The following is a 23,407-nucleotide window of genomic DNA, read 5'->3' as shown; positions in this document are numbered from 1 at the left end:
AAATAATTCAGGCAAAATGCTCGCCCATATTGTTCTGCATGCGTTCCAGATAACCGGCAAGCTGGTTAATTTCCTCTTCGCTGAAATGCTGCAGGATCTGCTGAATCAGGATCTCTTTCTCAGCCCGGTATCCGGCAATTCGGGCTTGACCTTCCTCCGTAAGGCGGACGAAGGTCACACGATTATCCTCCGGATTTCTGCGCCGGGTCACCATACCGTCCGCTTCCAGCTGCTTCAAATGCCGGGTAATAGCTGCACCGTCGATCTGCAGGACCTTTTGCAGCATGGACTGGTTCAACTCATCGACCTGACATAATTGATGCAGGATCTCAAAGCGAGTGGAGCTGATCCCTGTACATCGCTCAAAGCGGGGGCTGATCTTGTTGCCAAGCCCGTTCAGCAGACTTAGGATTTGCTCTTCCTTATTACTTATCCGTGTCATGCTCAGACCTCCCGGGTGAATCTGGATCATGCACCTTAGCATGCCGCACAGTCTGTAATATTACAAGACGATACAGATGCCTGTTTTCTAATCGTTGACCCATCAATCATTGACGGCTCAATTAATATATCACGAGGTCGATCATAATGCAATATACAAATTTAATTGCGCACAATCGGAATGGAGTTTTTTTCTAATTACTAAAAAACAGATAGACATCCGCCTATAATTAGATTAACATCTAATTAGATTTATATCTAACTAAATGGCAAATTAATTAAGGGGGTGAATTCATTGGTAGGTTGGGGTAAAACCTCAAAAAATAAGAGCCAACTGTACTCAGAGATCAAGACTTTCGGAATAACAAAACTTCGTGATGGAAGACTCGGGGGGCGAAATTTTGGACTGTTATTATTTAGCAGCATTTTCTCCAGCCTGTCCATCTCCATGTACCTGACTGTTGAGCAGTGGTACGTGGTTCATGAGCTGGGAATGAGTCAGGCCGTGGGTTGGGTACTCATGGCAACCTCGCTTCCACGGGTTTTGTTTATGATGATGGGCGGAGCGGCTGCGGATCGACAGAGTCGCACGATGATGATTCTGCTGTCACTGAGCGGGCGCTGCTTTGTACTGTTCACTATGGCCGGACTACTGGCAGTCGATCAGCTTCATCTGGTAATCCTGTGCGCATGTGCCGCTTTATTCGGCATTAGTGATGCTTTCTTCTGGCCTGCTAGAGATTCCCTGATCCCACAGCTGGTTAATCCGGATCGGCTTGCGTCCGCCAATGCCATGATGCAGACCAGTAATCAAATCTCCACGATGCTGGGGCCGCTGCTCTCGGCAGTATTACTATCTGCGTTCTCCTACATAACTATCGTCTTGATCCTGGCATTTATGCTGATTACAGCCGGGTTTTGTGTCTATCGTATACAAGATAAGCAAAAGCGGCCGGTATATACAGCAGACCACCCTGGCGCGGGGATATTCCGGCAGCTTCAGGAAGGATTCCGGTATGTGGCCTCCTCATCTCTGCTGCGGACTATTATGGGGACTTTTACCGTCGTGAATCTATTTTTTGTAGGGCCGCTTATGATCAGTATTCCTTTACTGGCTAACGCACGAATGGGAGGCAGTGCAGTGAGCCTCAGTGTAATGCAGGGGGCTTTCGCCATGGGATCATTAGCAGGGGCTGCAGTCATGGGACTGGTCCGTTTAACGCGCAGGGGAATATGGGTGACCGGCTGTATTGCGCTGGAAGGAGTGCTGCTCATCCTGTACAGCCTATCGGATAGGCTGCCTCTCTCTGCTGCACTATTGGCTCTGCTAGGGAGCTGCGTATCTTTTATCAATATTCCGGTAATCAGTCTTGTGCAGGAATCTGCTCCCGCCCATATGCTGGGCCGCATTGTTAGTTTGAATACGATGGTGTCCATGGGATTAATTCCGATATCTTATGGTTTAGTGTCATTCTTACTCACATTAAAAGTCGGAATTCAACCAATGCTTGTGACCGGCGGGGTGGCAGTGATTGGTTTAGCGGTTTATCTAGCCGTAAAAGCAGGAGCATTACGTTCAATATAGTGATGACCGTACATGATTTCGTTATGATAAACAAGATGTCAGGTTCATTTTATATATGATAACAATAAACTTGCCGGTGGCTGTTAAAAACGATCCTTTATAAGCTATAGTAAAGCCAATAAAACATCGGAATAAAGGGCCGCATCTATGTAAGCTTAGCTGAAAGGATTGAGGATCATGACACTGGAGATGTTACATGAACGAGTGCAGGAGGATCTTGCCTATCTTGCTTATGGCGGAAAGAACTGGATTGCGCCTCGGGAGCATAAAGAGGGCCATGTGTATGACGTTGTCATTATAGGCGGTGGACAGAGCGGGCTTGGTGCTGCTTTTGGTCTGCTCCGTGAACGTATATCCAATATCGTGGTGCTGGATGAGAATCCGGCGGGGCTGGAAGGGCCATGGGAAACGTATGCCCGGATGGTTACTCTGCGTACCCCCAAGCATCTGATCTCCATTGATATGGGAATTCCCTCCTTGACATTCCGTTCCTGGTGGGAAGCCCAGCATGGACGCGAAGGGTGGGAGCAGCTGGACAAAATCCCGCGAGGAGAATGGATGAAGTACCTGCGGTGGTATCGGCAGATTCTGAAGCTCCCGGTGATGAATCAGGTCAAGCTGAAGCTGATAGAGCCGCTTGGCGGGGGGGTTCATCGACTGCATGTTGAAGGGGAGGGAACGTCATCTCCTGCACTGCTTGCCCGTAAAGTCGTGCTTGCCACCGGGATCCAGGGAGGGGGCGAGTGGCATATCCCGCCGGCTATCACCGAGCGGCTGCCTCGTCATCTGTATGCCCATACGTCGGAAGCGATTGATTTTGATCAGCTCCGAGGGCACCGTATTGCCATTCTTGGAGGAGGGGCTTCCGCTTTTGACAATGCCAATCATGCGCTTGGCGCAGGTGCTGCCGAGGCACATGTATTCGTCCGCCGAGAGCGGCTCCCGAGTGTGAATCCGATTCGGCAGATGGAAATCTCCGGGATGATCGAGCGGTTCCACGTCCTGTCGGATGCGGACAAATATGCAGTCATCTCCCATTTCTTCAAATTTAATCAGCCGCCGACGAACGATACATTTGGACGCGCGGCGGCCTGGCCCGGCTTTGCCCTGCATCTTGGTTCTCCGTGGCTGGATACAGAGGTTGTAGGAGGAGGGGGCGGGGTTGTGGTGACTACGCCCAAAGGTAAATTCACGTATGACTTCCTGATTTTCAGCACGGGGCTGCTCAGTGATCCGGCCCTTCGGCCTGAGTTTAGTCTGATTGAGCCGCATATCGCACGCTGGCGGGATTGTTACACTCCTCCGGAAGGGAAGGTGAATCCTCTGCTGGATTCCCATCCTTATCTGAGTCCGGGATTCGCGGTGACAAGCCGCACCGAAGAGGGGAAGGAGCTTGTACACGGATTATTCGTGTTTAACTATTCTGCACTGGCCAGCTGCGGACTGTCTGCTTCAGCAATTTCGGGCACCAAGAATGCTGTCCCGAAGCTGGTGACAGCGGTAGCAGATCAGTTGTTCAAGGATGATCAGGAGAATATTTTGAACCAGTTCTATGCCTATGATGAAGAGGAATTTACCGGTAGATGGCCGCTGCAGGAGAAGGTGGGCAGAACCGGTTAAGCGCGCAAACACTTTACAAACTCAAACGCCTCATAATTATGAGGCGTTTTTTTGTCTATACAATTGTCTGGGTAGGCACATATAATAAATCCATTACTTTCATTTTGAATTAAAGAGGAGAAATTATGAAACGAAGCTTGATACTAGTTCTATGCTTTATTCTGCTTATGCCCTTCACTGGAGCTGGTCGTGTTATGGCTGCTGAAAGTAGTGCAGACCTCAACACGATTGTGACTGGAGATTACCCTTTAAGTCCTTCTTTCAGCCCTTCTCAACTTGACTACCAGGTTAGTCTCGGACGCAGCAGCAACACCCAATTCTATTTTGCAGCCAAGACGGAAGACAACTATCAAGGTCTTGATGGCGAGAACGCAGCCGCTCTGAAATACCGGTTGAATGGCGGGGATTGGGTGGGAATTGAAAACTGGGTTTCGAGCGGATGGCTCAATATGCTGCCTGGCGAGAACCAAATTGATATCCAGGTTACTGCCGCCGGAGGTTTGCCTGTAAACGTGTACACCCTTCATGTGTACCGCCCCTCTCCAAGTGATGCTCAGTTAAGCAGCCTGAGTATTCAGGAAGGTACGCTGTCTCCGGCGTTTTCGCCTCAGACCAAGGAATATACGGTTCAGGTTCCATACAGCACTTCTTCCTTAAGCTTCAGACCGTCGCTGCTGGACGGAGATTCTTCGATTGAAGTCAATCAGGAATCTGTCATAGACGCCGATAAAAACAAAATACGTGGTCCTTATCCACTTGAGGCGGGGAAAGTCACGTCCATCCCGATCAAGGTGACTTCAAAAGATTTAACGCAAACAGAGGTATACACTATCAATGTTCAACGCGCAGCACCCACATATACTATTGAGACTATCGATAATCAGACGCTTAGTCCGGTTTCTGTCTCGTATCCAAGGGGTTCCCAGGAGTTGAAGCATATTGCGATAACCCGGACAGGGACGGGGGCCATATCTAAGCTTGCAGCAAGTCTTTCTCTGGGCGATGACAGTCCATTTATCATATCCCAGCCGTCGATCACTTCTCTGGATGACAATCACAACACGGCTGATTTAACTGTCCGATCCAGGGATAACCTGCCCTCCGGCACATATACGGATACGATTACAATCTCTGCTGATCAACTTCCCCCGCAGACTTTTCAGGTTAAGCAGGTGGTAAGGTCAGTTCCGACCAGGATTACATTAACCAATGACAAGCTAAAAGAAAATGAACCGGCTCAATCGCTCATTGGTGAATTGTCAGCCTCTGGCGGTGAAGTGGATGGCGTATACACTTACCAGCTTGTGAGCGGCCCTGGTGGTGAAGACAATGACAGCTTCCGTATAGAAGGAAATGAGCTCTTCGCTGCAGCAGTTTTCGACTATGAGCAGAAAAAAACGTACACGATTCGTGTACAGGCAGCTGATCAGTGGAATCAGAGGTACGAGCAGACTCTAACCATTCAGGTGCTGGATGTAAACGAAGTACCCGTTACACCGGGGCCTTCTCCAGATAAGCCTGTGACATCAGACGTTTCCGGCAGTAATGCTGATAAAGTTAATGATGCAGTGAATGAGAATGTTACATTAGAAATCAAGGGGAAGGCCATTACCAGCAAATACTTTTTCAGTACTATTGAATATTCCAACGGACAAGCGGTACAGGTTATTACATTAGATAGTACGGAACTTGCAGGATTGCTGAGCAAGGATGCCAAGCGGATCTCCATGACGCTTAAGGGCGAAATACCTGCAGTGTCTGTCCGTTTGAGCGGTGAGGGACTCCGGTTACTGCAGGACCAGTCAGCGGTTATCCACTTGGAGACCCCCTTTGCGGCTTACACATTACCTTTACAACAGCTGGATCTCGGTCCATCCTTACAGGAACTCGGTGGCACTTTGAATGATGCCACTCTGAGTATACGTTTGAGCAAGCTGTCGAGTTTGCCTGCGCGTCAAGCTGCAGTAATTGCGCCGATTGTTCAATTCCATGTTGCATTAACGGATGGGAAGCAGTCGGTTGAGTTAAAAAAGTTTGGTCAGTATATCGTCCGGACGCTTCCTGTATCGACCGGCCCAATGACAGCTTCCAAAGCAACGGGGGTTGTCATTCTACCTGACGGTACAATCGAACCTGTTCCTACCCGGTTTATCCAGGAGAACGGCCAGGTCATGGCTGTGATTCAAAGTATGACGAACAGTATTTACACGGTTGTAACAGACGACGAAAATTCAACATTCCTTGATACGGAACAGCATTGGGCAAAAGAAACCATCTCTGAAATGAAGGCTAAAAGAATTGTAACCGGCGTTACTTCAGATCGTTTTGCGCCAGATGCTGCGATTTCAAGAGCTGAGTTTGTGATGATGACCGTACGTGCATTGGGACTCATGGAAGCGGATGGAGAGACCTCCTTCCAGGACGTCAAAGCGACAGACTGGTTCTCCAAATCAGTATCTATAGCTAACGCATATGGACTTGTTCATGGATATAACCAGCGAGACGGAAGCTATTTTGAACCTGCGCGTTACATCTCACGCCAAGAAGCCTTAGTCATTCTTCAAAAGGCAATGCTCATTGCAGGCCAGGTTCCCGGCGAGATGCCAGAAGCCGAGTTAAATGCTATATTGAGTCCATTTAAAGATTCAGCATCGTTCTCTCCGTGGGGAAGGCAGGCTGCCGGTTTTGCAGTCAAAGAAGGGTTGATGAATGGCAGCAGCAGTTTCGCGAGACCTCAAGATGCTGTAAGCCGCGCTGAAACAGCAGTTCTAATCTATAGAATGATGACAATCTCTGGTTTCATAGACTGAGTTCTTATTGAACACTCCTGTAGGAAGACCAGGACGCCTTAAGCATAATCGCTAAAGGCGTCTTTTTTTATGCTCATCCTATATGAATAGAATCTGACTCCAAGACCAAAATAAAGAAATCTTGAAAAGCTAAAGGAGTGAAGCTCATGTCAGAACATTCGTCTCCGTCCGGCGACCTCCTGGAAGAAGTCAAGGGCCAGCTGTCCGATATGAGCGATCTGGAGCAGCGTAACCTGGAGTTGGACGATCAGCAGGTCAGCTTGATCTATATCAAGAGTCTCTGTGATTCTGCTATCATCAACCGTTTCATCGTGAGCCCTTTCTTCGCCAAACAGGATATGCATCTCTATGAAGAGTACATTGTCTCGTTCCCTGGTACAGTTGAAGTCAAGGAAGCCGAGGAGGCTGTGGCACAGATGCTGCTGGGTAATGTTGGACTGCGGTTTCATGACGGGCGTATCTTCCTGTTCGAGGCAGCCCGTGTCGAAGCAAGTCCGGTTGCAGCATCAGAGACGGAAGTCATTGTACAGGGTCCGTCAGACTCCTTTACAGAAAGTATCGAGGTGAATATCAATCTGATTCGCCGCCGCTACAAGTCGGCGGACCTCAAAAGTGAGCTTAAAACGATTGGAGCCAAGTCGAAGACTCAAATGGCTATTCTATATGATGAGAAACGGGTAGACCATGGCGTACTGCAAGAGCTTGCCGAGCGTCTGGATCAAATTTCGGTTGACCTTATTCAATCCGCAGCGGAGCTGGACAAATATTTAGCCAGCAATGATCTGCGTATTTTTCCAACAACGATAGTAACCGAACGTCCTGACCGCGCGGTCTTTAACCTATCTGAAGGCAAAGTGATCGTGCTGGTGGATACGGCAGGGTATGCCGTTATTCTCCCGGTCATATTTAGTGACTTCTTTACGGCGATGGACGATAAGCTGCAGGTGAAGCCGGTAGGCTGGTTTCTGAAAACCATCCGATACATTGGACTGATGTTGACAGTGATGCTGCCCTCCATTTATGTAGCCTTTACCTCATATAATTCGGAAGTTTGGAAAATCCAGATTGCCCTGCTGGTAGCGGGCAGCCGTGCAACGGTTCCGTATCCTTCCTATGTTGAAGTGCTGTTCATGCTCTTTATGATGGAATGTCTGACCGAAGCGAGCTTAAGGCTTCCCAAGGCGATCGGCTCCACTGCAACGACGGTCGGCGGCCTGATTCTCGGTACGGCAGCAACGGAAGCGGGTCTGGTCAGCAATATTATGATCATTCTCGTCTCGGTGGTCGCCATTTCAAATTTTGTCATTCCGCTCAACATGATGGGCTTCACGGTACGGATTCTGAAATATGTTCTCGTTTTCCTGGCAGCGATCTATGGATTGCTTGGGGTCGTCGGCGGCCTGGTGGGGCTGATTATGTTTCTTTCCAGCCTCCGCAGCTTCGGCAAGCCCTACTTCCGGATCTTTGCGCTGGACAGCTTATTTCTGCCGAAGGCATCGCGGGGAGGAAAGCGGAATGGTTAAACATAATTACTATTTCTATTACCTGTTTCTCATTAACGCCTTGATCAATATTATCAATTTCGTTCCGCGGGGCTTAATTAATGAGCGGTTCAGCGGTGCTATCATGGCGATCCTGGCGTCCATTCCGATTGGGGTCGCCTTTACCTTTATGCTGGTCAAGCTGATGAGCAAGTTCCCTGGCGAGGACCTGCCGCAAATATTCAATGCCAATTTCAAAAGAAGCATTGCAAGCTTTCTGCTCATCCTGCACGGTTTGCTGTGGTATTCTGCAGGCTTGGTCACGCTGTTGTCCTTTGTCGATGTTACGCTGCGGTATATCAGCTCTGATGTCCAGCCTTTCTTTATTATGCTGGGTTTCCTGGTTCTGGTCGGTCTGTGCATCCGGGCGACTGCGGAATCCATTCTATACGGCCTGGAGGTGCTTATTATCCTCAATGTACCGATCATTATATACGTGCTGGCCAAAGCGCTGCTTAACCCTTCCTTCAGCTGGGATGCAGTAATGCAAATTATTACCTACAGCTGGGAGGCCCCCTCCTTTCAGGGGATCGCAACAGGTACATTTATTTTCTCCGGGTACCTGAATCTGGTTATCTTCAACAAGGCATTCAAAGCAATTAAAGTTAGACATTACTGGTTTCTCGGTCTTTCCGGATTGGTCGTCTTATTGATTACCTTTCTGGTTCCGGTCGGTATGCATGGAACGATGGGGGTGACCCGGCATGTCTACCCATGGTTCTCTACGGCGGATGTGCTGAGGACCAAAAATTTTATTGTTGAACGGGTGCTGTTTATGTTCTATTTCACTTACCTCTCGCTGGCGTTGATCAGCTGCATTGTGCATTGGCACTGTGCGATGGTGTTCTTCAAAGGGGCGCTGCCCGCGATGAGAACGGGCAAGTCCAGATTCAGACTGGAAATGGTGCTGCTTGTTTTGTTTGCTGTTGGCGCATTATACGCCCAGAACCTAGATCAGTATTCTATGGACCGGATCGGTTTGTGGTTTATGGATATTCGTTTCTGCGCTGAGGCCATCCTCATCACCTGTGTATTTACGGCCTATCGGCTGTTCAGACGGCGGAGGCCTCGCGCATCATGAGAAGAGCCAGGAGAGCAGTCTGGTGTATGCTTACAATCATTGCCCTCGTTATACCCCTGTCGGGGTGTAAATTCAAGGATCTTGATCTGCGTCTGTTCGTTGTTGCGATGGGAGTGGACAAGGTGGAGGGGAGTCCGACCCGTGTGAGTGTCACGGTCAAAGCGGCAGTACCGCTTGGGGATCCGAAGCAGGCTGAGGAAAAGATACTGATTCTGACCGAAGAGTCCGATACGATCGGTGAAGCGATCCGGATTATGAAATCACGCACAGACAAGGAACTGGACTTCGGCCACTGCAAGGTCATGCTGTACGGGGAAAGTTATGCGCGTCAGGGGATCCTGCAGACCTCGGACTGGATGCTGCGGCGAAGAGACATACAGCTTCTTATATATAATGCAGTAGCCCGGCCAACGGCCAAGGAAGTATTAAAGGTTCAGCCTGTGACAGAACGACTGCCGGGCAATTCGCTGCTGCTGGCGCTGAGCATGGATGGCACGGAGTCCCCTTATATCGTGCCGCCCATGTTTTCCTACAGGTTAGAGCGGACCTTGATGGAGCGCGGAAGTGATCCCATTATGTCCATAGTCGAAGCCAGGGGCAAGGATCAGCTCGAAATTGATAAATCCTATCTGTTCAACAAGGAACGTGCCGTAGAAGAACTGAATCCTTCGGAAACCCGAATCTACAATCTCCTAAATAATAAAAACTTGAAAACCAGTCTGGAGGCCAAGGTGAACGGCACGAACTTCTCGTATATGATCGAGCGGTCGCAGGCCTCGTACAATCTTAAACGAAGCAAAGACGAAGCTTCTTCTCTCAACTATCATCTTAAAATCAGGGGAGTTATGGAGGAGAATGAGGAAGGGGCTGTCGTGACAGAGCAGGAGCTGCACAAAGTTTCGCAGGCGGCCGGAGAACAGCTGGACGAACAGGTGGAGAAAGTGCTAAACAAAATTCACAAGAGCAAGACAGACCCGCTCTGCTGGGGGCTGAGGTATACAGCCCACCATTGGAACAATGAAACCGAATGGCAGCAGTGGCAGGAAATTGAGAAAACATTAACATTCAAAGTTCATAGCGATGTTAGGATTAAATATACGGGGATGATCCGCTAGATCTCAGGAGTATAATCCAAAGTGCCAGTATCAAAAACCAGTTGGAACCGTATGGGGCCGACTGGCTTTTGTGCATTTTGGACAGCAGCGGGGTCAGTTCGCCTTGTAATACTTGCGGTATAACGCTGGCGTAATATTCTCGAATTTTTTGAAGATTTTGATAAAGTAACCCGATTCGTTAAAGCCGAGCTCATCACTGATCTGGGACACAGGCATGTCGGTGACCTCTAACAGCTGTTTGGCCCATTGAATCTTCAGGCGGGCGAGATAGGCCGAGAAATTCTCGCCGGTCTCTTTGGCGAACAGGCGGCTGAAATAGCTCGGACTGATATGGCACAGCTCGGCCATCTGCTTCAGGGAGATGTTCTCGCTCTTATGGGCGTGAATGTATTCAAAGGCTGGCTGCAGCACCGGGTTGGAGCATTGCGACTCCGCCTTGCTGTTGTTCAGATAAGCATCTGCAATCGCATTGGTCATTTCTTTTTTGATGCTCTCAATATTGCGGATTGTATACCCTGGCAGAATGCTGGAAAGATTGACGGTCTCATCTTTGCCTGAAGCTTTCTCGAACATTTCTACTAACAGATTTTTGTTCAGGGCTTCTTCGACGATGTAATTACAGAGCAAAAACAGCATGTTAGAGATCTTTACGACTTCCTCATACGACATGACAGGCAGCTCATCGTATTCTGCCTGCAGCTCGCCTAGCTTGATCTGATGCTGGCTTTCATTCTTGGTCGTTGCGATCTGTTCCAGATCCGTCGCGTTCCACGGATCTGCCAGCTTAACCTGCCCAGCCATAACTGCCCCGATATATTTGCCGTCGATCGTAATGGGAATAGCAATATCAACGATATGAAAATGGCAGAGATAAACGTAAGGCGCATTCAGTCGAACTGCCTCCAGCCCGCCGCGCGAATCACATTTCTGACAGTAGGGAAGCAGTTCCGGATCCTTGCGCACACTCTGGCAGAAGGATTGGCAGCTGCTGTGCGAGGTGACCGGGATTCCTTTGTAGTCTACCGTAAGGATAGCCAGTTTGGTGACAGTTGCAAGAGAATCCTGAAGACGCTTCCATTTATTCAAATCGAGGATTTTATCAATATGGAGATATTCTTTGATCAAGGTGCATCCAGCCCCTTTCGTTACGAATGCAGAAATAGTACAAATTTGGACTTTCTTATAACAATAAGATACCATGTTTCATTCAGAGTGCAAATATTTACGATTAGAAATTATAATTATTTGTTATCAAATTCCACTGCAAACGCTTTTAAAATTCTATAAACTTTAGTTAAATGTTAGATAATTCAATTTTATGACATAGGGGGATATAAACATGAGAAAAGCATTTATCAGTCCAACTAAATATGTGCAAGGTGAGAATGAAATTCTGAACTTGGGTTACTTTGTACAATCTTTCGGAACATCCGCACTGCTGATCGGTCATCCGGATGACGTGAATCGTGTCAAAGACAAATTGGATGCTACGGCTGAGAAGTTCGGAATTACTTTTGTTGAAAGCGGTTTTAAAGGAGAGTGCTCCCGTCAGGAGGTTGCCCGTCTGCAGGCGATTGCCGAAGAGAAGGGTTGTCACTGCACGATTGGCCTCGGCGGTGGTAAAGCCATCGATGCTGCCAAATGTGTAGCTCAAGGCGAAGCGCTGATTATTGTTCCTACTATTGCTGCTACGGATGCTCCAACCAGCCATTCCGCTGTTCTGTATACACCTGAAGGTGCTTTTGATGACTACGCTTATTTCAAACAGAGCCCGAGTGTGGTGCTGGTAGATACAACGGTTATTGCCAATGCGCCAACCCGTTTTCTCGTATCCGGTATGGGTGACGCACTCTCCACCTATTTTGAAGCAAGAGCGACAGCGGCTTCTTATTCCCGTGTTAATGCAAGCCTTCCGATGGGTTCCAGAGAAGGGTTGACTGCACCTGCGGTTGGTACGAATGCTGCACTGGCGCTGGCGAAGCTGTGTTATGAAACTCTGCTGAAAGATGGCGCCAAAGCCAAAGCAGCAAGCGACAGCAATATGGTGACCCAAGCATTCGAGAACATTATTGAAACGAATATCCTGCTGTCCGGACTGGGCTTCGAGAGCGGCGGTCTGGGTGCAGCCCACGCCATCCATGACGGTCTGACCATTCTGGAAGGCACACACCATTTCTTCCATGGCGAGAAAGTGGCATTCGGAACCATCGCCCAGCTCGTGCTGGAGAATGCACCAACTGAAGAGCTTCATGAAGTGCTTGACTTCTGTCTTGAAGTTGGACTGCCGGTCTGCCTGGCTGATATCGGTGTAGACAGCATCACCCGTGAAGAGCTGCTGCAGGTAGCCGAGAAGGCCTGCATCCCTGAGGAATCCATTCACTCCATGCCATTCCCGATTACGGTTGATGAAGTGGCAGGAGCGATTATTGCCGCAGACCGTATTGCCAGTGAGTACAAAGCACGCCGGGAGGCCAAGTAATCGCTATGAAGAAAATTATTAATAAACCTGAAAATGTAGTTATGGAAATGTGCCGCGGTATTGCGCTGGCGCATCCGGAGCTTGAGTTTCTAAGTAAATACAAAATCATTAAACGCAAGCAGCTGAACGAAAATAAAGTCAGCCTGATCAGCGGCGGGGGAAGCGGTCACGAACCGGCTCACGCAGGTTATGTCGGTAAAGGCATGCTGGATGCTGCAGTCTGCGGCGACGTATTCGCTTCACCATCCCAGATCCAGGTGTACCAAGCGCTTAAAGCTACGGCTAGCAGCAAGGGTACGCTTATGATTATCAAAAACTACAGCGGCGATATGATGAACTTCAAGAATGCCGCATTCCTGGCGGAGGAAGACGGCATCCAGGTGGATTATGTGCGGGTAGAGGACGATATTGCCGTACAGGACAGTTTGTATACCGTAGGCCGCCGTGGTGTAGCCGGTACCGTACTCGTTCACAAAATTGCCGGTGCCGCTGCCGAGGAGGGCTGGGAGCTGCCACAGGTTAAAGCCGCTGCCGAGAAAGCTGCTGCGAACGTACGCAGTATCGGCTTTGGATATACTTCCTGCACCGTTCCGGCCAAAGGCACACCGACTTTTGACATTGCTGAAGACGAGATGGAATACGGCGTAGGTATTCACGGCGAGCCGGGAATCCGCCGGGAGAAACTGGTTCCTGCTGATGAACTGGCACAGCGTATGGTAGATGCACTTCTCAAGGATATGGGCATTGAAGGTGAGCAGGAGATTGCCCTGCTGATCAACGGCTTCGGTGCAACACCGCTCCAGGAACTGTATCTGCTCAACCATTCCGTGACACGGGAGCTGGCTGCCAAGAAGGGAATCACCATTGCCAAGTCCTTCGTCGGCAACTATATGACGAGTATTGATATGGCAGGTGCCTCGGTAACCATCATGAAGCTGGATGATGAGTTGAAGACGCTGCTGTTCAAGGAAAGTGCAGCCCCTTCCTTCCAGGTATCCGGTCCATCCGAACCGGTCCGCTATGAGGAAGAAGACCCGGCCCAAGGCAAGGCCGATACCGCTTCGTTCACGATGGAGACGCCGGAGACGGCAGCGGTCATTAACAATAATGAGCTGTCTCTTCACAATATGGTCTATCTGGTCGATAAAATGAGCGAGGTTATTATCCGGAATGAAGTACCTTTCTGCGAACTGGATTCTCATGCCGGTGACGGCGACTTTGGAATGAGTGTGGCCAAAGGCTTCCGCCAGTTGAAGCGCGAGTGGAAACAGATCCTGGCGGACCATGTCGGCGATATCGGAGCTTTCCTGGATGCTTCATCTCTGGTGATTATGGAGCACTGCGGAGGAGCATCCGGTCCGATCTGGGGTTCAGCTTTCCGCTCAGCGGCTAAAGCCGTTGGCAGCAAAGAGAAGCTGACCGTAGCTGAATTTGCAGATATGATGCAGGCAGCCGTTCAGGGTATCCAGGCTACAGGGGAGCGCTCCTTCGGACGCGGAGCGGTCGTTGGTGACAAAACACTGATCGATGCGCTTGTTCCTTGTGCGGATGCCTGGTCGGCAAGTGCTGCAGCCGGCGATCTCTTTGGTACAGCATTTGCCAAAGCGGCAGAAGCTGCGGTGGAAGGTGCCAAGAAGACGGAAGATATTGTCGCACGTATGGGACGCGCAGGAACCGTTGGCGACCGCAGTCTCGGATATCCGGATGCAGGTGCTTATGCCTTGGGGGTTATTTTCACAGAACTTGCTCAAGCCATGAAATGAGCAGCTGCAGGTATATTCAATCAGAATAGCAGTTAATCCAAGAAGTTAGTAATGAGCAATCCGGCAGGTCCGGCGGCGCTGTCCGCCGGTCTGTCGCCTTATTTCGCATCACCATTTATCAACTATCAGCAGCATTTGGCATAAACATAACCCTACATAGCACTTTCTACAAGTACTGATTCCGGAATATGTCAATATGCTCGTAAAGGAGCCCTTATGTCCAAGTTTTTCTCATTTTTCAAAAAGCCGCATGGTTTGCTTGCCCTGTCGCTTGTGCTGATCCTGCTCGGCAGCCTCCTCGCCGGTATGTTCAACACCTCTTTCTATTCGGTCAAGGTGAAGGAAATCAAATTCAAGGCTGATCACGGTACGCTGAGCGGTCTGCTCTACATGCCGGATGGTGCAGGGCCGGACGACAAGCGGCCAGTCATTATTACAACGCATGGTTACTTGAATACCAAGGAAATGCAGGATGCGCCTGCAATCGAAATGTCCCGGCGCGGATACATCGTGCTCGCACTGGATATGTATGACCACGGTGATTCCCGCTGGAGCGGTGACATCAAGGTTGGCGAACAGTTCGGTACGTTCTGGATTTACTCCCAGTTCGACGCCGCCAAGTATATTTATCAGCAGGACTTTACGAAAAAAGATGACAAAGGCAATGCTTATATCGCAGTAAGCGGCCACTCCATGGGCGGCTTCTCGACGCTGCTGTCCATGTACATGGATGAAATGAACTCGCTGCAGACCGGCTACCGTATGATCTATACCGGTATTTCTGTAGGAGCTGACTATTCCTATGCAGCTGCGGTTGCACCGCAGGATCAACTGCAGGCTGCTTACGGCAGCCGTACCGTCGGCATGATTGCCGGCAAATATGATGAATTCTTCTTCAACAAATCCGATGAGGAAAAAAATGCGGATGAGAAGAAAGTTCAGGGTACAGTGACAAGCAAGAATTTTGCAGCTACATTGTCTGGCAAAGCATTCCTCGGACTAGGAGCTGATGTTGATGCTGGTGAAGCCGGCAAATTCTATCAGGTTCCTTCCGGTGACTTGAAGCTGGAAGACAAAGTGGTTCGTCCGGGACAGACTGGCGAACATATTATTTTCACACCAAATCAGACACATCCATGGAATCACTTCTCGCCTACAACGACGGGCCATTTGATTGATTTCTATGCTCATGCGTTTGACGGCGTTACTTCGCCGAACCAGAAAAATGTTAGTCTGAGTTCCGGCAATCAGATCTGGTGGATGAAGGAAGCGAGCAACTTTATTGCCATGATCGGCTTCTTCCTGATGATCGTGCCGCTGGTAACACTGCTGCTGCGGATTCCGTTCCTGAACAGAGCGGCAACAGGACCGATTGCAACCGTATCGGCCGCTGTCAGCGGACGCCAGAAATCGATCTATTGGATTGCAATTGTCTTCAGCACTCTGATTCCTGCTATCCTGTTCCCGACCCTGATGGACAAAGCAGAAGGCGGTCTGAATGTACTGAGTATCATTGCGATGATTCTGTTCATTCTGTCGGCTGTAGGTGCAGTATTCGGTTTTGTCATGGCGAAATCCGGACAGAACAGAAGAATGACCAACATCGGAATTGGCAGCGCTCTGCTTGCTGTCGTGTCACTCATTCTGTGGCTGCTCTTCAAGTATGCCAATCACATTGTGCCGCTGAACTCGTTCTTTAATGAACCGACCACGAACCAGATTGTATACTGGGCTCTTGTGTCTGCGGCCATTACAGCTATGGTTACCTTTGCGTTCCATTACTTCTCCAAGAAGGATGCGGGCACGAAATTCAGCCAGTACGGTATCAGCCTGAATATCGGTACCATTGTAGCGAGTCTGCTGACTGCCCTGATTGCGGTAGTCATTGGTTATCTGATTTTGTTCGCAGTGCAGGCAATTTTCGGAACCGACTTCCGGATCTGGACCTTCGCGGTACGCACGTTTGAATCGGAACATTTTGTAACTACACTCCGTTATGTACCGTTCTTCCTGGTGTACTACTTCGTGAGCGCAGTTGCACTGAATGCGAATACCCGCGGCCAAAAAGGCGGCTATCTGCTCTCCATCGTCCTGAACGTAGGCGGATTGATCCTATGGGTCATCGCTCAATACGGAAAAGACTTTATGACAGGTGTTGCCCTGTATCCGGGGCAGGCTCTGAACGGCATCCTGCTGTTCGCGCTGATTCCTTGTCTTGTAATCGCTGCTGTATATGCACGCAAACTGTTCGAGAAAACGAACAACGTTTGGCTGGCAGCGTTCCTGAATACGTTCCTGTTCACAATGATTACCGTTGCGAACACTGTACTGTTCTGGAACCTGGTATAATACTTGTTCTCTTTAAGACCGCTCTGTCAGTTCTGCTGACAGAGCGGTCTTTTCTCACTGATGGAGAGAGGGCATAAAGGGCGAGGAAGTGGATTTGTGACCATGCAGCACTTATAGTAAGCTGATACTAAGTTGCAATGAGTCTGGGAAGAGAGAGGACATGATGATGACAAAGAAGCTGTATTACGAATCTGCTTACACAAAAGAATGGGAGACACGGATTACACGGAAGGTGGAACGGGAGGACGGAGTTTACCTTGTCCTGGAGGAGACAGCCTTTTATCCTCATGGCGGCGGCCAGCCTTGTGACCTGGGGTGGATCGAACTGATTCCAGTTCTGGATGTTTTAAGTGAAGAGGGGGAGGTTCTGCATAAGGTCGAGCGCCTGCCTGAAAAGGATGAGGTTGCATGCCGTTTGGATTGGGACCGTAGATTCGATCATATGCAGCAGCACAGCGGTCAGCACCTGCTGTCGGCCATGTGCCTGGAAGTGTGCGGAGCCGAGACACTCAGCTTCCATCTGGGGCATGATTATGCAACGATCGATGTGGCCTGTTCTACGCTTCCTGCGGACCTGCTGATGATGCTGGAGCTTGAAGTTAATGACCAGATCTATATGAACCGTAAGGTGACAAGCTATATGGTCAGTCAGGAGGAGGCAGCCGCGCTGCCGCTGGTGAAGCAGCCGAAGGTGACAGAGAATATTCGAATCGTTGAAATGGAGGGCATTGAATACAATGCCTGCGGAGGAACACATGTGGCCGCAACCGGCGAGCTCGGCATGATCAAGCTGCTGAAGGCGGAGAAGCAAAAGGGGCATGTGCGAATCTATTTCAAATGCGGCTACCGTGCTCTGAATGAATTTAACGCGGGGATGGAGATCCTAGGAAGCCTGTCGGCCCGATTTAATACGGCGAAGGAAGAGATCCTCGACCGGGTGGCCAAGTGGGATCAGGAGCAGAAGCAGCTGCAGGCTGAACTGAATGCCCTGAGGGCAGAGAATGATGCCTACTTCGCGGAGAAGCTGATGGCGAAGCGGCAGGGCAGCCTGATCAAGCATGTGTTCACAGACAAGGCGCTGAAGGATTTGCAAAGCCTCGCATCCAAGCTGACTGAACAGGCGGATGTGGTGGTGCTTTTCGCCTCGACCGGGGAGAATAAGGTGCTGCTCGCGCATAACGGAAACGATGAATCCTGCGGCGCATTCTTTAAACAGCATTTGGCTGAATATCGGGGTAAAGGCGGCGGCAGTGACAGGATGGCACAAGCCGGGTTTGCAAGCGCGGAAGATATGATGGCGTTTTACGATTTTGCTGCACAATCTTTTGCCTAATCGCAACGTTACTAATAAGACGGATGTTGTACAAGCACAACGTTTGTTTGCTGCGTTTATGTATTTTTTTGAATAAAAATCCACATCCATTATGAGATGCTTACAACTTTCTTCTATTTAAATAGAAGAAAGTTGATTAAGGCAATGTAAAAAAAGATGTCTTTGCCCGCTGATCTTATGTATAAATGCTGGATTTATCACCTGAAATCAGATTTATGGTCCGATTCAGCACCCAGCGAAGAGCATCTTCAGTGATTGGTCATGAATGGATTGGTTAAGGGAATACTAGGCGCAGCCTGTGCTTGGTTCAGTCCGAATAAGTAAAAATGTATATTCATAGATTAAACTGAATGAGCGTCCGGGAGGTCTGCTTGCGTTTGTCGGCTAAACCTTTAAAATGTGAAAAGAAGCTATGTCAAAGGCAGAGGGTTGGAACGGCTTCGTGCCAAAAACAGGTGAAAATTAGAGAATTTCGGTGAATATACAAGATATCATCTGGAAAATGAGTGTTTTTACTGGACAACCCTTGTTTTTTGTCGTTTTTCTTGATTATTTGCTGCACAATCTGTATAATCATTTTTGTTTGATTTTTATTGTGATTGAATTAGGAGGTTATTGACTTTGGGAAAAGCTCTAATTATTGGCGCTGGCGGCGTTGCTAGTGTAGTCGTACACAAATGCTGTCAGAATCCGGACGTTTTCGAAGAGATTTGCATCGCGAGCAGAACCGTTGAAAAATGTGACGCTCTCAAAAATAAACTGGCCGGAGGTCAAACGAAAATTCAAACCGCTCAGCTGGACGCTGATAATACCGAAGCGGTTATTGAATTGATCAAGAGTTTTGGGCCGGATGTAGTCATTAATGTCGCTCTCCCTTATCAGGACTTGACCATTATGGATGCCTGCCTTGCTACAGGTGTTCACTATGTCGATACCGCGAATTATGAACCACCCGATACGCCTAAATTCGAATACAAATGGCAGTGGGCATATAGAGAGAAGTTCGAGAAAGCTGGCATCACAGCGCTGCTGGGCAGCGGCTTTGATCCGGGTGTGACCGGTGTATTCTCTGCTTATGCAGCGAAACACTATTTCGATGAGATTCATTCCATCGATATTGTGGACGCCAACGCTGGCGACCACGGTTATCCTTTTGCTACCAACTTCAATCCTGAGATTAATATCCGTGAAATTACAGCCAAAGGCCGCTACTGGGAAAATGGCGAATGGATTGAGACCGAGCCGCTTTCCGAGAAGAAGACTTATGATCTTCCGGAAATTGGTCCGAAGAATATCTATCTGTTGTACCATGAAGAGCTGGAATCTCTGGCAATCAATATTAAAGGTCTGAAGCGTATCCGTTTCTGGATGACGTTCTCGGATAATTACCTGAATCACCTGCGAGTGCTGGAGAATGTCGGTATGACTTCCATCGAACCGATTGAATTTGAAGGCAAACAAATCGCGCCCCTGCAGTTCCTGAAAGCTGTTCTTCCGGACCCGGCTTCCCTGGGACCAAGAACTAAGGGCAAAACAAACATCGGCTGCATTATCCAGGGCGTGAAAGATGGACAGCCAAAAACATATTATGTATACAACGTTTGTGATCATGAAGAGTGCTACCGTGAAGTAGGCTCCCAGGCGATCTCTTATACAACAGGCGTTCCGGCCATGATCGGTGCTATGATGATTATCAAAGGCATCTGGAACAAACCGGGCGTACACAATATTGAAGAGTTTGACCCGGATCCATTCATGGACGCATTGAATAAATACGGTTTGCCTTGGCAGGAGGATTTTTCGCCAACGCTGCTTGATTGAGGTGTGATATGACTAAAATAGATTTCGACATCACCCAGCTTCCTTCACCCAGTTACATCGTTGATGAGAGACTGCTGAAGCGCAATCTGGAAGTGCTGGATTCGGTGCAACAGCGCACCGGAGCTAACATCCTGCTCGCTCTCAAGGGGTACTCGATGTGGTCTACTTTCCCGCTGGTTGGGAAGTATCTCAAAGGGGTGACTTCCAGTTCCCTGTTTGAGGCCCGCCTCGGCTATGAGAAGATGGGCAAGGAAGTTCATGCCTACGCACCGGCTTACAGCGATTATGAGATCGATGAGCTGCTGGGCTATGTGGATCACATTGTTTTTAACTCCTTCGACCAGTTGAAGAAGTTCAAGGACAAAGTGAAAAACGTCGAGGGCAAGAACATTGAAATCGGCCTGCGGGTAAATCCGGAGTATTCCGAGATTGAGACGCCGCTGTACGACCCTTGCTACGCGCATTCCCGTCTTGGTATTACGCTCGCGAACTTCAAGCCGGAAGAGCTGGAAGGTGTAGACGGTATTCATTTCCACAGCATGTGTGAACAGAATTCCGATACGCTGGAACGTACGATTAAAGTCGTCGAAGAGAAGTTCGGTGAGTACATTCACAAGATGAAGTGGCTGAACCTGGGCGGCGGTCATCATATTACCAGACCGGATTATGATATCGAGACACTCGTTCGTGTCATTAATCATTTGAAAGAAACGTACAATGTGGAAGTTTATCTGGAGCCTGGCGAAGCCATTGCCCTCAATACAGGGTATCTGGTAGCAACTGTACTGGATATCGTGAATAATGGCATGGATATTGCTATACTGGATACTTCGGCGGAATGCCACATGCCGGACGTCCTGGCTATGCCTTACCGTCCGCAGATCATCGGGGCAGGACAGTCTGGCGAGAAAGCTCATACGTACCGCCTTGGTGGCATGACCTGTCTGGCTGGCGATGTAATCGGCGACTACTCCTTCGAGAAACCGTTGCAGGCCGGGGACAAGCTGGTCTTTACTGACATGGCTCATTATACGATGGTCAAAAACCATATGTTTAACGGCGTGAACCTTCCTTCGATTGCCACATACAACGAGGAAGAAGGCATCAAAGTAGTGCGTCAATTCAATTACGAGGATTATGCCAACCGTTTGTCTTAATCTTTGTCTGTAACTAAAGATCCTCTGCTGAGAAGGCAGAGGATCTTTTTTATCCGTTTTTGTGCAAAGGAAGTGTAAGGGAATTAATTCCATAGACACATAGACATGCGGAAATTATGGTCAAAATACTTGAATCGTATGAAAATTTGTATTTATTATTGAAAAAAGTCTATTTTTGTGGTTTTATAGTTAAAGTCTGGAAGTAAATACATACATAAGGGGAATGAAAAATGCAACGAAGCAACATTATATTGGCTGCACTGGGTGCTCTTGCCGCAGCAGTGGTCGGCGGAATTCTGTGGGCAGCAATTGCCATCATGACCGATTATGAACTGGGACTGGTTGCTTGGGCGATCGGCGGTCTGACGGGTTATGCTGTCGTCCTGCTGTCCGGTAAACGTACGACCGCAGCTCACCAGCTGATCGCAGTTGTTGCAAGTTTGATCGGTATTGTGCTGGGCAAGTATTTTATCTTCAGCTATGTGCTGAACGATGGAATGGAAGGGATGTTTGACAGTGATATCATTACGATGTTTCAGGAGAACATTTCCGAGTTCTTTGGAGCTATGGATATCGTATTTGTCATTCTGGCTGTGCTTACGGCATGGCAGCTGCCTGCAAAGTATGCAAAAAGCCGTCAATCCCAGCAGCCGGCGAGTACACCTGTTGAATAAGCAGAGGCAAGCGGAAGCTCGAATCCAATAGTGAAGTTTTAAGTAAGTAAACAAGTAAGTAAAATAGGTTCAGCATGCAGAGGCTTGAATTCAAGCCTCTTTGTGTTTGTGCTTCAAGCAGGGAGCATTGCACATGAGGATAGATTAACGGCTGTGGAGATCAACGTGTGATGCTGCTTATAGGTGGGAGCCTGCTGGGTTTGATCCCGCTGCTGTTTAAAGTAGGAAGGACGTTGGCACGCCATTATTAATAACATTCGAAAAAAACACTTGCAAATAAGAATGAATACGAGTATACTCTTAATTACGGTGATTGATTAACTTCTGTACATACATGTTCAGCAAGAGAGTAGATTGCCCTATAATATATGCGGTCGTGGCGGAATTGGCAGACGCGCACGGTTCAGGTCCGTGTGGGCTAACCCCCCGTGGAGGTTCGAGTCCTCTCGACCGCATCCTTTAAGAAGACTTCCGATTTTGTCGGAAGTCTTCTTTGTTTTCGGTTTTTTTAGCCATCACCGGCCTTCCACGGAGCCGCCTCTTAATGCAGACCTGCACAGGAGACGGCCTTTCGTCGTGTGAGGCTATTTGGAAGGGTGGGTCTCAGGCTGCCGCCGGTTGAGCCGAAGGCTCACCGTGATCCCTGCAGCCGCACCCAGCAGACCACACAGGGTTACAGCAAGCATGGTGGACGTATGCTCCATACGCATCAGGAAGGAGATGCCGCTGCCGAAGGTTGTTCCTGCCAGCAGCCCCAGGGCGGCTCCAATGTCTTTGCCCATTCTCATCGTGTAGCTCCTTTCGGGACATCCCTAATACTGTACATGAAAGGATATCTATCCAGTATTGTGCATCAGAACCGGTCCATTTATCCCAAAGCTTGTATGATCACAGAGGCGGACTCAACTCAAAAAGGCACCCTCAGGCCGAGCGGCCGGGGTGCCTTTTGTGCGTTGCATCTCACATAGGTTAAGATTGTTTGGCCAGCACCGTATCTGCGAAGAGGATGCTCTTCGGGATGCGGAAAAATTCTGCAGCTTGATCCTGGAACGCTTGGGAAGGAACGGTACCTTGGTGCAGCCACTTCCGAAACGTACCTGGATGAACGCCGATCCAATGGCTGACATCGGTTACGGACAAATCATGAACCATACACAATCCTGCCAAAATCCGGTTGCTCACGGGTGAACGTGTCACCGTACGCTTCATAAAGCGCGAAGGACCGGGCTGACAGATTAACGGGCTGCTGCGGATAACCTCTTCATTGAAAAGGATGTGACGAGGATAGCCGAGCAGGCTGCAAGTTTTGTCCAGATTGGTATTGCCGGGAATACGCCCTTCATATACCCAAGCGCTGACGCTGCGGGAAGAGATGGACAATTCTTCGGCAAGCTGCGATAGTTTGATGTCATTGGCCATTAATACGGCGAGCAGGACGCGATTACGGACCTGACAGCGTGTCGGTTTGCGGAATCGTTTTACCCGAACGCCTTTTCCCAAATATTTGCGGTTGATCAGAGACCACGCCTGGATGGAGTGTTGTTCTTGTTGTTTAGGCATATTTCCTCCGATTTTTTTAAAAATTATACTACGCTACGTGCGGCCTGGTTGGCAAGTGACCGTCCATCTCGGAGACCG

At 49.0% G+C, this 23,407-nt stretch carries 17 protein-coding genes and 1 tRNA gene; 14 read left to right on the top strand and 4 right to left on the bottom strand.

Annotated elements, in window-relative coordinates; genetic code table 11:
- Window positions 1-7 precede the first annotated feature (7 nt).
- Window positions 8-442 carry a MarR family winged helix-turn-helix transcriptional regulator gene (locus tag Q5741_RS06515; RefSeq protein ID WP_305023244.1) on the bottom strand — a complete coding sequence of 145 codons (435 nt, stop codon included), beginning with the start codon at window positions 440-442 and terminating at the stop codon, window positions 8-10.
- 285 nt (window positions 443-727) lie between these two features.
- Here Q5741_RS06515 and Q5741_RS06510 point away from each other — a divergent pair, with 285 nt between their 5' ends.
- The 6 genes from Q5741_RS06510 to Q5741_RS06485 all read left to right on the top strand — a co-directional run bounded on the left by Q5741_RS06510 (window position 728) and on the right by Q5741_RS06485 (window position 10,193).
- Window positions 728-2,026: an MFS transporter gene (locus Q5741_RS06510; protein WP_305023243.1), complete on the top strand. Its 1,299-nt coding sequence runs from the start codon at window positions 728-730 to the stop codon at window positions 2,024-2,026.
- Window positions 2,027-2,203: 177 nt separating this feature from the next.
- Window positions 2,204-3,646, top strand: coding sequence for an FAD/NAD(P)-binding protein (locus Q5741_RS06505; RefSeq protein ID WP_305023242.1), 1,443 nt, complete (start codon window positions 2,204-2,206; stop codon window positions 3,644-3,646).
- A gap of 194 nt (window positions 3,647-3,840) precedes the next feature.
- Window positions 3,841-6,456 (top strand): S-layer homology domain-containing protein, encoded by a 2,616-nt coding sequence (locus Q5741_RS06500; protein ID WP_305023241.1) that lies wholly within the window; start codon window positions 3,841-3,843, stop codon window positions 6,454-6,456.
- Window positions 6,457-6,602: 146 nt separating this feature from the next.
- Window positions 6,603-7,979 carry a spore germination protein gene (locus Q5741_RS06495; RefSeq protein ID WP_305023240.1) on the top strand — a complete coding sequence of 459 codons (1,377 nt, stop codon included), beginning with the start codon at window positions 6,603-6,605 and terminating at the stop codon, window positions 7,977-7,979.
- Window positions 7,972-9,078 (top strand): GerAB/ArcD/ProY family transporter, encoded by a 1,107-nt coding sequence (locus Q5741_RS06490; protein WP_305023239.1) that lies wholly within the window; start codon window positions 7,972-7,974, stop codon window positions 9,076-9,078. Before Q5741_RS06495 ends, Q5741_RS06490 begins: the two co-directional genes overlap by 8 nt.
- A 26-nt stretch (window positions 9,079-9,104) precedes the next feature.
- Window positions 9,105-10,193, top strand: coding sequence for a Ger(x)C family spore germination protein (locus Q5741_RS06485; RefSeq protein WP_305023238.1), 1,089 nt, complete (start codon window positions 9,105-9,107; stop codon window positions 10,191-10,193).
- A gap of 93 nt (window positions 10,194-10,286) precedes the next feature.
- On the opposite strand, the gene Q5741_RS06480 is transcribed toward Q5741_RS06485, so the two are convergent.
- Window positions 10,287-11,318, bottom strand: coding sequence for a PocR ligand-binding domain-containing protein (locus tag Q5741_RS06480; RefSeq protein WP_305023237.1), 1,032 nt, complete (start codon window positions 11,316-11,318; stop codon window positions 10,287-10,289).
- Between the two features lie 214 nt (window positions 11,319-11,532).
- On the opposite strand from Q5741_RS06480, the gene Q5741_RS06475 reads away from it, so the two are divergent.
- From Q5741_RS06475 to Q5741_RS06440, 8 genes are all read left to right on the top strand, one after another.
- On the top strand, window positions 11,533-12,672 hold the full coding sequence (locus Q5741_RS06475) for a glycerol dehydrogenase (protein WP_305023236.1): 1,140 nt from the start codon (window positions 11,533-11,535) through the stop codon (window positions 12,670-12,672).
- A 5-nt stretch (window positions 12,673-12,677) separates the two neighbouring features.
- Window positions 12,678-14,435, top strand: a complete 1,758-nt coding sequence (gene dhaK, locus Q5741_RS06470) for a dihydroxyacetone kinase subunit DhaK (RefSeq protein WP_305023235.1) — start codon at window positions 12,678-12,680, stop codon at window positions 14,433-14,435.
- Between the two features lie 216 nt (window positions 14,436-14,651).
- Window positions 14,652-16,784: a hypothetical protein gene (locus tag Q5741_RS06465; protein WP_305023234.1), complete on the top strand. Its 2,133-nt coding sequence runs from the start codon at window positions 14,652-14,654 to the stop codon at window positions 16,782-16,784.
- Window positions 16,785-16,950: 166 nt separating this feature from the next.
- Window positions 16,951-18,117, top strand: a complete 1,167-nt coding sequence (locus Q5741_RS06460; protein WP_305023233.1) for an alanyl-tRNA editing protein — start codon at window positions 16,951-16,953, stop codon at window positions 18,115-18,117.
- A 621-nt stretch (window positions 18,118-18,738) separates the two neighbouring features.
- On the top strand, window positions 18,739-19,938 hold the full coding sequence (locus tag Q5741_RS06455; protein WP_305023232.1) for a saccharopine dehydrogenase family protein: 1,200 nt from the start codon (window positions 18,739-18,741) through the stop codon (window positions 19,936-19,938).
- 17 nt (window positions 19,939-19,955) lie between these two features.
- On the top strand, window positions 19,956-21,095 hold the full coding sequence (gene nspC / locus Q5741_RS06450; protein WP_407074324.1) for a carboxynorspermidine decarboxylase: 1,140 nt from the start codon (window positions 19,956-19,958) through the stop codon (window positions 21,093-21,095).
- 230 nt (window positions 21,096-21,325) lie between these two features.
- Window positions 21,326-21,769, top strand: coding sequence for a hypothetical protein (locus Q5741_RS06445; protein ID WP_305023230.1), 444 nt, complete (start codon window positions 21,326-21,328; stop codon window positions 21,767-21,769).
- A gap of 370 nt (window positions 21,770-22,139) precedes the next feature.
- Window positions 22,140-22,224 (top strand) — tRNA-Leu (locus tag Q5741_RS06440).
- Window positions 22,225-22,353: 129 nt separating this feature from the next.
- Here Q5741_RS06440 and Q5741_RS06435 read toward each other — a convergent pair.
- Complete coding sequence (locus Q5741_RS06435; RefSeq protein ID WP_305023229.1) at window positions 22,354-22,557, bottom strand: hypothetical protein; 204 nt, start codon at window positions 22,555-22,557, stop codon at window positions 22,354-22,356.
- 181 nt (window positions 22,558-22,738) lie between these two features.
- Entirely contained in the window at window positions 22,739-23,329 is a 591-nt protein-coding gene (locus Q5741_RS06430) for an XRE family transcriptional regulator (protein WP_305023228.1), read from the bottom strand.
- Window positions 23,330-23,407: the final 78 nt, after the last annotated feature.

The sequence above is a fragment of the Paenibacillus lacisoli genome, assembly GCF_030580655.1.
GTDB classification, from domain to species: Bacteria; Bacillota; Bacilli; order Paenibacillales; family Paenibacillaceae; genus Paenibacillus; species Paenibacillus lacisoli.
The sequence above is the reverse complement of the archived record's forward strand: the minus strand, read 5'-3'. Positions and strand labels throughout refer to the sequence as shown.